6 protein-coding genes are annotated in these 7,397 nt (G+C 65.7%); 5 read left to right on the top strand and 1 reads right to left on the bottom strand.

Annotated elements, in window-relative coordinates:
* A partial coding sequence (locus A5707_RS15680) for an ArsA-related P-loop ATPase (protein WP_065015381.1) occupies positions 1–717 on the top strand: 717 nt, incomplete at its 5' end.
* Entirely contained in the window at positions 714–1,847 is a 1,134-nt protein-coding gene (locus A5707_RS15675) for an ArsA family ATPase (RefSeq protein ID WP_065015377.1), read from the top strand. The genes A5707_RS15680 and A5707_RS15675, both read left to right, overlap by 4 nt.
* Before the next feature lie 43 nt (positions 1,848–1,890).
* Here A5707_RS15675 and A5707_RS15670 read toward each other — a convergent pair whose 3' ends face one another.
* Positions 1,891–2,223, bottom strand: a complete 333-nt coding sequence (locus tag A5707_RS15670; protein WP_269455154.1) for a WhiB family transcriptional regulator — start codon at positions 2,221–2,223, stop codon at positions 1,891–1,893.
* 355 nt (positions 2,224–2,578) lie between these two features.
* Here A5707_RS15670 and ponA2 point away from each other — a divergent pair, with 355 nt between their 5' ends.
* From ponA2 to A5707_RS15655, 3 genes are all read left to right on the top strand, one after another.
* Positions 2,579–5,014 carry a transglycosylase/D,D-transpeptidase PonA2 gene (gene ponA2 / locus A5707_RS15665; protein ID WP_065015375.1) on the top strand — a complete coding sequence of 812 codons (2,436 nt, stop codon included), beginning with the start codon at positions 2,579–2,581 and terminating at the stop codon, positions 5,012–5,014.
* Positions 5,015–5,112: 98 nt separating this feature from the next.
* Positions 5,113–6,072 (top strand): metallophosphoesterase, encoded by a 960-nt coding sequence (locus tag A5707_RS15660; RefSeq protein WP_065015374.1) that lies wholly within the window; start codon positions 5,113–5,115, stop codon positions 6,070–6,072.
* Positions 6,069–7,175 (top strand): PLP-dependent cysteine synthase family protein, encoded by a 1,107-nt coding sequence (locus tag A5707_RS15655; RefSeq protein WP_065015373.1) that lies wholly within the window; start codon positions 6,069–6,071, stop codon positions 7,173–7,175. The genes A5707_RS15660 and A5707_RS15655 overlap by 4 nt, the downstream gene beginning before the upstream one ends.
* Positions 7,176–7,397: the final 222 nt, after the last annotated feature.

Here is a 7,397-nt window from a genome sequence, read left to right as displayed (position 1 = left end):
GACATGTTCTACAACCTCGGGATCGCCGGACGGGCCATGCGCCGCATCGGCGCCGTCGAGTTCGCGACGACGATCGCACCGGGCCTGCGTGACGTGCTGCTGACCGGCAAGATCAAAGAGTCGGTGATCCGGATGAACAAGGGCACCAAGAACCCGGTGTATGACGCGATCGTCGTCGACGCACCGCCGACCGGGCGGATCGCGCGCTTCCTGGACGTCACCAAGGCGGTGTCCGATCTGGCCAGAGGCGGGCCGGTGCACTCGCAGGCCGATGGCGTGGTCCGGCTGCTGCACTCCGATCAGACGGCTATCCACCTGGTGACGCTGCTGGAGGCACTGCCGATGCAGGAAACGATGGAAGCGATCGACGAACTGCAGGAGCTGCAGCTGCCGATCGGCAGTGTGATCGTCAACCGGAACATTGCGGCCTACCTGCAGCCCGACGATCTGGCCAAGGCCGCCGAAGGCGACATCGACGCCGACGCTGTGCGCGCCGGATTGGCCACGGCCGGAATCAATCTCAGCGACGACGACTTCGCCGGCCTGCTGACCGAGACCATCCAACACGCCACCCGGATCACCGCCCGCGCCGCGGCAGCGGAGCAGCTCGACGAGCTGCAGGTGCCGCGGCTGGAGCTTCCGACGATCGCCGACGGCGTCGACCTCGGCAGTCTTTACGAGCTCTCCGAGATACTTGCCCAGCAAGGAGTTCGATGAGTACCACGCCACCGGCTTTGGATATGGCCACGATCCTTACCGATACCACCAATCGGGTGGTGGTGTGCTGCGGTGCCGGCGGGGTCGGCAAGACCACCACCGCCGCAGCAATGGCGCTGCGTGCAGCCGAATACGGCCGCACCGTGGTGGTCCTGACTATCGACCCGGCCAAAAGACTTGCTCAGGCGTTGGGAATCAACGACCTCGGCAACTCGCCGCAACGCGTGCCGCTGGCGCCAGAAGTGCCCGGGCAGCTTTACGCGATGATGCTCGACATGCGCCGCACGTTCGACGAAATGGTGCTCCAGTATTCCGGACCCGAACGGGCGCAAGCGATTTTGGACAACCAGTTCTACCAGACAGTCGCTACCTCGCTGGCCGGTACCCAGGAGTACATGGCGATGGAAAAGCTGGGCCAGTTGTTGAGCCAGGACCGCTGGGACCTGGTGGTGGTCGACACCCCGCCGTCGCGCAATGCGTTGGACTTCCTGGACGCGCCGAAACGGTTGGGCAGCTTCATGGATAGCCGGCTGTGGCGGCTGCTGCTCGGGCCGGGGCGCGGCATCGGGCGACTGGTCACCGGCGCCGTCGGCTTGGCGATGAAGGCGCTATCGACGGTCCTGGGCTCTCAGATGCTTTCCGACGCCGCGGGATTCGTGCAGTCGTTGGATGCCACCTTCGGCGGCTTCCGGGAGAAGGCGGACCGCACCTACGCGCTCCTGAAGCGGCGCGGCACCCAGTTCGTCGTGGTGTCGGCGGCTGAACCGGATGCGCTGCGTGAAGCGTCGTTCTTCGTCGATCGGCTCTCCGAGGAGCGCATGCCGCTAGCCGGCCTCATTCTGAACCGGACGCATCCGATGTTGTGCTCGTTGCCGGTGGAGCGGGCCATCGACGGCGCCGAGACACTCGAGAGCGCATCAGAGGGTCGCGGCGCTGCCCTTGCCACGGCGGTGTTGCGCATCCACGCCGACCGCGCGGCGATCTCCAAGCGTGAAATCCGGTTGTTGTCGCGCTTTACCGGCGCCAATCCCCACGTTGCGATCGTCGGCGTACCGTCACTGCCGTTCGACGTCTCCGATCTGGAGGCGCTGCGCGCCATTGCCGACCAAATCACAGCGGTAGCCAGCTGACGCGCTAGTCACCGTCCAAAATCCGGACGTCCAAAATCCGGACTTAGCCAGCGCTGCGATGCTTGCGTTGCGCAGCGAAGAAGTCCGCCCAAGACACGACGTCCGGGTGCTGCTTGAGGAGGGCCCGCCGCTGGCGTTCGGTCATCCCGCCCCAGACGCCGAACTCGACGCGGTTGTCCAACGCATCCGCGCCGCATTCCAGCATGACCGGACAATGCCGACAGATCACTGCAGCTTTGCGCTGCGCGGCGCCGCGCACGAAAAGCTCGTCCGGGTCGGCCGACCGGCACAGAGCCTTGGACACCCAGGCGATCCGTGACTCGGAATCAGCCCGATAGACAGAAGGTTGGCTCGGTACCGTGCTCGTCCTGCGCACCGTCGTCCGTGAATCTGCCACCAGCGTTCCCCTTCTCGCCGGCCGCCACGTCGACGGCCCCCGCTCCTTGATACAGATCCCTCTGCGACCTACGCCACACCAAGTCCGTCAGTGTTACCTGTATCTCACTGTCCGTATAAGTTAGGTGGTCAGGTACCAATTGCGCAACAGTCTGATACCGGCTTTTTTGGCACAAGTGTGCCGTCCGATCATGAAACGCCGATTTGTGCTGGTCGTCGGAGCCTGAGGGACACCTGAGAGCGGGCTGATAAGGCGCTGAACTGTTACGCTCGCGCAACTATTCGCACAGACCACTCAAGGTGACACGCGTCGCGGCGCCGCTAGTCTAGTAGCCATGCCAGAGCCCGAGCGACCCCCGACCGCGATGACGGTCGCCAAGCTCGCAGGGTGCTGTCTGCTGGCCGGGGTACTCGTCGCAGCGCTGCTATTTCCACTGGTCGGTGGGGTCGGATTAGCGTCCAACCGGGCCTCGGAGGTCGTTGCCAACGGGTCGGCCCAACTGCTCGAGGGCGACGTGCCGGCAGTGACCACGATGGTCGACGCCAAGGGCAACACCATCGCCTGGTTGTATTCGCAACGCCGCTTCGAAGTACCCAGCGACAAGATCGCCAACACGATGAAGCTGGCAATCGTCTCGATCGAGGACAAGCGGTTTGCCGAGCACAACGGCGTGGACTGGCAGGGCACGCTGACGGGGCTGGCCGGCTACGCCTCGGGCGACCTTGACACTCGCGGCGGTTCGACGATCGAGCAGCAGTATGTGAAGAACTATCAACTGCTGGTGGTCGCGCAGACCGACGCGGAGAAGCGGGCAGCCGTCGAGACGACGCCGGCGCGCAAGCTGCGCGAAATCAGGATGGCGCTCACCCTGGACAAGACCTTTACCAAGTCGGAGATCTTGACCCGCTACCTGAACCTGGTGTCGTTCGGGAACAACGCGTTCGGCGTGCAAGACGCCGCGCAGACCTACTTCGGGGTGAACGCCTCGGAGCTGAACTGGCAACAGGCTGCGCTGTTAGCCGGATTGGTGCAGTCCACCAGCACGCTCAATCCGTATACCAACCCCGACGGCGCACTGGCCCGGCGGAACCTGGTGTTGGACACCATGATCGAGAACCTGCCCAAAGAAGCTGACGCGTTACGCGCGGCCAAGGCAGAGCCGTTGGGAATCTTGCCGCAGCCCAACGAGTTACCGCGCGGCTGCATCGCCGCCGGAGACCGGGCGTTCTTCTGCGACTACGTGCAGGCCTACCTGGCCCGAGCCGGAATCAGCAAGGAGCAGGTGGCCCGGGGCGGCTACCTGATCCGCACCACCTTGGACCCCGACGTGCAGGCCTCGGTCAAGCAGGGGATCGACGCGTCGGCCAGCCCGGACCTCAACGGGATCGCCAGCGTGATGAGCGTGATCAAGCCGGGCAAAGACTCCCACCGTGTGCTGGCGATGGGCAGCAACCGTAGATACGGGCTGGACACCGATGCCGGGGAGACCATGCGGCCGCAGCCGTTCTCCCTGGTCGGCGACGGGGCCGGGTCGATCTTCAAGATTTTCACCACGGCCGCAGCGCTCGAGATGGGCATGGGCATCAACATGCAGCTCGAGGTTCCGGGCAGCTTCCAAGCCAAGGGCATGGGCAGCGGCGGCGCCAAGGGCTGCCCCAAGGAAACCTGGTGTGTGGTCAACGCCGGCAACTACCGGTCTCCGATGAACGTCACCGATGCGCTGGCGACGTCGCCGAACACTGCATTCGCCAAGCTGATCCAGCTGGTGGGCGTGCCGCGCACGGTGGATATGGCGGTCAAACTCGGGCTGCGTTCCTACGCCGATCCCGGGACCGCTCGCGACTACGACCCGGACAGCAACGAGAGCCTGGCCGACTTCATCAAGCGGCAGAACATCGGCTCGTTCACCCTGGGCCCATTCGAACTGAACGCCCTGGAATTGTCGAATGTCGCGGCGACGCTCGCCTCCAGCGGCAAATGGTGCCCGGCCAACCCGATCGACAAGCTGATCGACCGCGATGGCAACGAGGTTGCCGTCACCACGGAAGCCTGCGAGCAGGTGGTTCCCGAGGGGCTGGCCAACACCCTTGCCAACGCGTTGAGCAAGGACTCGCAGGCCGGCGGCACCGCGTCGGGATCGGCAGGCGCCGCGGGCTGGACGCTGCCAATGTCGGGCAAGACCGGCACCACCGAAGCGCACCGGTCGTCGGGCTTTCTGGGTTTCACCAACCAGTACGCGGCCGCCAATTACATCTACGACGACTCGACCTCCCCATCCGACCTGTGCTCGTCACCGCTGCGACGCTGCGGCGACGGCAACTTGTACGGCGGCAATGAGCCGGCCCGTACCTGGTTCACGGCGATGAAACCGATCGCCACCAATTTCGGCGACGTGAAGCTGCCGCCGACCGATCCGCGCTACGTGGACGGCGGTCCCGGTTCGCGCGTTCCCAGCGTCGTGGGTCTCGACGTCGATGGGGCGCGGCAGCGGTTGAAGGAAGCCGGTTTCCAGGTCGCCGACCAACCGACGTCGGTCAACAGCACAGCCAAGTACGGGGAAGTGGTCGGCACCTCGCCGAACGGCCAGACCATCCCGGGCGCGGTGGTCACCATCCAGACCAGTAACGGGGTCCCGCCGGCGCCCCCGCCACCTCCCGAAGGTGCGCCGGTGCCGATCGGCTCGCAGGTCATCGAGATTCCCGGTTTGCCGCCGATCACCATTCCACTGTTGGCGCCACCGCCGGGTGAGCCGCCACCGCCGCCGCCGTAGCAGCGGGTCACCACCAACTGGCCGTGGTGATCGCAAGCGCGGCGAAGCCGGGCGCAGCGGGTCACCACGAACTGGTCTAGCCGCAGTAGGCTTCCGACATGCCTGCCGTTTCATCTCTCCTGAAAACCACAGGCGCTGTCGGGCTCGGCTCGGCCGTCGCCGGGATCGGTTATGCCTCGCTCATCGAACGCAACGCGTTCGTGCTGCGCGAGCTGACCATGCCGGTGTTGACGCCGGGATCGTCGCCGCTGCGAGTGCTGCACGTCAGCGATCTGCACATGCGACCGGGCCAGCGCCGCAAGCAGGCGTGGCTGCGCGAGTTGGCCGCCTGGGAGCCCGACCTGGTCGTCAACACCGGCGACAACCTGGCCCACCCCAAGGCGGTTCCTGCGGTGGTGCAGAGTCTGGGCGATCTGCTGAGCCTGCCGGGAGTGTTCGTCTTCGGCAGCAACGACTACTTCGGGCCGCGTCCGAAGAACCCGATGAACTATCTGACCAACCCCGGTCACCGCGTACACGGCCAGCCGCTGCCCTGGCAGGATCTGCGGGCGGCGTTCACTGAGCGGGGCTGGCTGGATCTGACCCACAACCGTCGCGAATTCGAGGTGGGCGGGCTGCACATCGCCGCGGCCGGCGTAGACGACCCGCACATCGACCGCGACCGCTACGAGACGATCGCCGGTCCGGCCAGCCCGGCCGCCAACCTGCGGCTGGGACTGACCCATTCGCCCGAGCCCCGCGTGCTGGACCGCTTCGCCGCTGACGGCTACCAGCTGGTGATGGCCGGCCACACCCACGGCGGGCAACTGTGTCTGCCGTTCTACGGTGCGCTGGTCACCAATTCGGGTCTGGACCGGTCTCGCGCCAAGGGGGCGTCGCGGTGGGGTGCGACGATGCGGTTGCACGTCTCGGCTGGGATCGGCACGTCGCCGTATGCGCCGGTGCGGTTCTGCTGCCGGCCCGAGGCAACCCTGCTGACGCTGATCGCTGCGCCGACGGGCGGCCGCAACTCGGATAGCGACCGCGGCCGGTCGCAGCCCAGCTATTCGGTGCGTTGAGCCACCCGGCGCGGGTCGCGGCGCACAGCCGACCACGCGACTGGACCGACAACGCGATCCGGCTGATCGAGGCCGATGCACGGCGCAGCGCCGACACGCACCTGCTGCGATATCCCCTCCCGTCGGCGTGGTGCGACGACGCCGACGTCGCGCTTTATCTCAAAGACGAGACGACGCACATCACCGGCAGCCTCAAGCATCGGCTGGCGCGTTCGCTGTTCCTCTACGCGCTGTGCAACGGCTGGATCGGCGAGGACACCACGGTGGTGGAGGCATCCTCGGGGTCGACGGCGGTGTCGGAGGCGTATTTCGCGGCGCTGCTGGGCCTGCCGTTCGTTGCGGTCATGCCGGAGTCGACCAGCGCCTCCAAAATTGCGTTGATCGAATCACAAGGTGGGCGTTGCCATTTCGTGCAGCGATCTAGCCAGGTGTATGCCGAGGCCGAGCGGGTGGCGCGAGAAACCGGCGGGCACTATCTGGACCAATTCACCAACGCCGAGCGGGCTACCGACTGGCGGGGCAACAACAACATCGCCGAGTCGATCTATGTCCAGATGCGCGACGAGAAGCATCCGATTCCGGAGTGGATCGTGGTCGGGGCGGGCACCGGTGGGACCAGCGCGACGATCGGGCGGTACATCCGCTACCGCAGGCACGCCACCCGGCTCTGTGTGGTCGACCCGGAGAACTCCGCGTTCTATCCGGCCTACGCCGAAGACCATTACGACGTCGTCATCAACGCGTCGTCTCGCATCGAGGGGATCGGCCGACCGCGAGTCGAACCGTCTTTTTTGCCCGGGGTGGTCGACCGGATGGTGTCGGTGCCCGATGCCGCGTCGATTGCGGCCGCGCGTCATGCCAGCGCGGTACTGGGGCGACGGGTGGGCGCCTCAACCGGAACCAACCTATGGGGGGCGTTCGGGCTATTGGCCGAGATGGTCGCGAACGGTCGCTGCGGTTCGGTGGTCACGCTGCTGGCCGACAGCGGCGACCGCTACGCCGACACCTACTTCTGCGATGAATGGGTCAAGAGCCAAGAACTCGATCCGGTCGCATTCGCTGCGGTGCTGTCCGAGTTTGAACGCACCTGCCGTTGGGAGTGATCCCACGCCTCTTGAGCTTCGTTCGCCGGAGCTGTCACCAGCAGCCACAACACGCCAAGGGCCAAGAGTCCGCCGAACACCACGGCGCCCAACACCGTCATGATTCTCTCGCTTCCGTTGGACCGAAATCGTGCGCTGATTGGTTTGCTTAACGTTACTGACAGGAAGGCCTATTCCACTGCATCCTGTGTGGCACGTCGCTTGCGAGTCGTAATGTGACCT

The sequence above is a fragment of the Mycobacterium kyorinense genome (genome assembly GCF_001672775.1).
Taxonomy (GTDB): Bacteria; Actinomycetota; Actinomycetes; order Mycobacteriales; family Mycobacteriaceae; genus Mycobacterium; species Mycobacterium kyorinense_A.
Note: the sequence above shows the minus strand (reverse complement) of the source record. Positions and strands in the feature narration are given on the sequence as shown.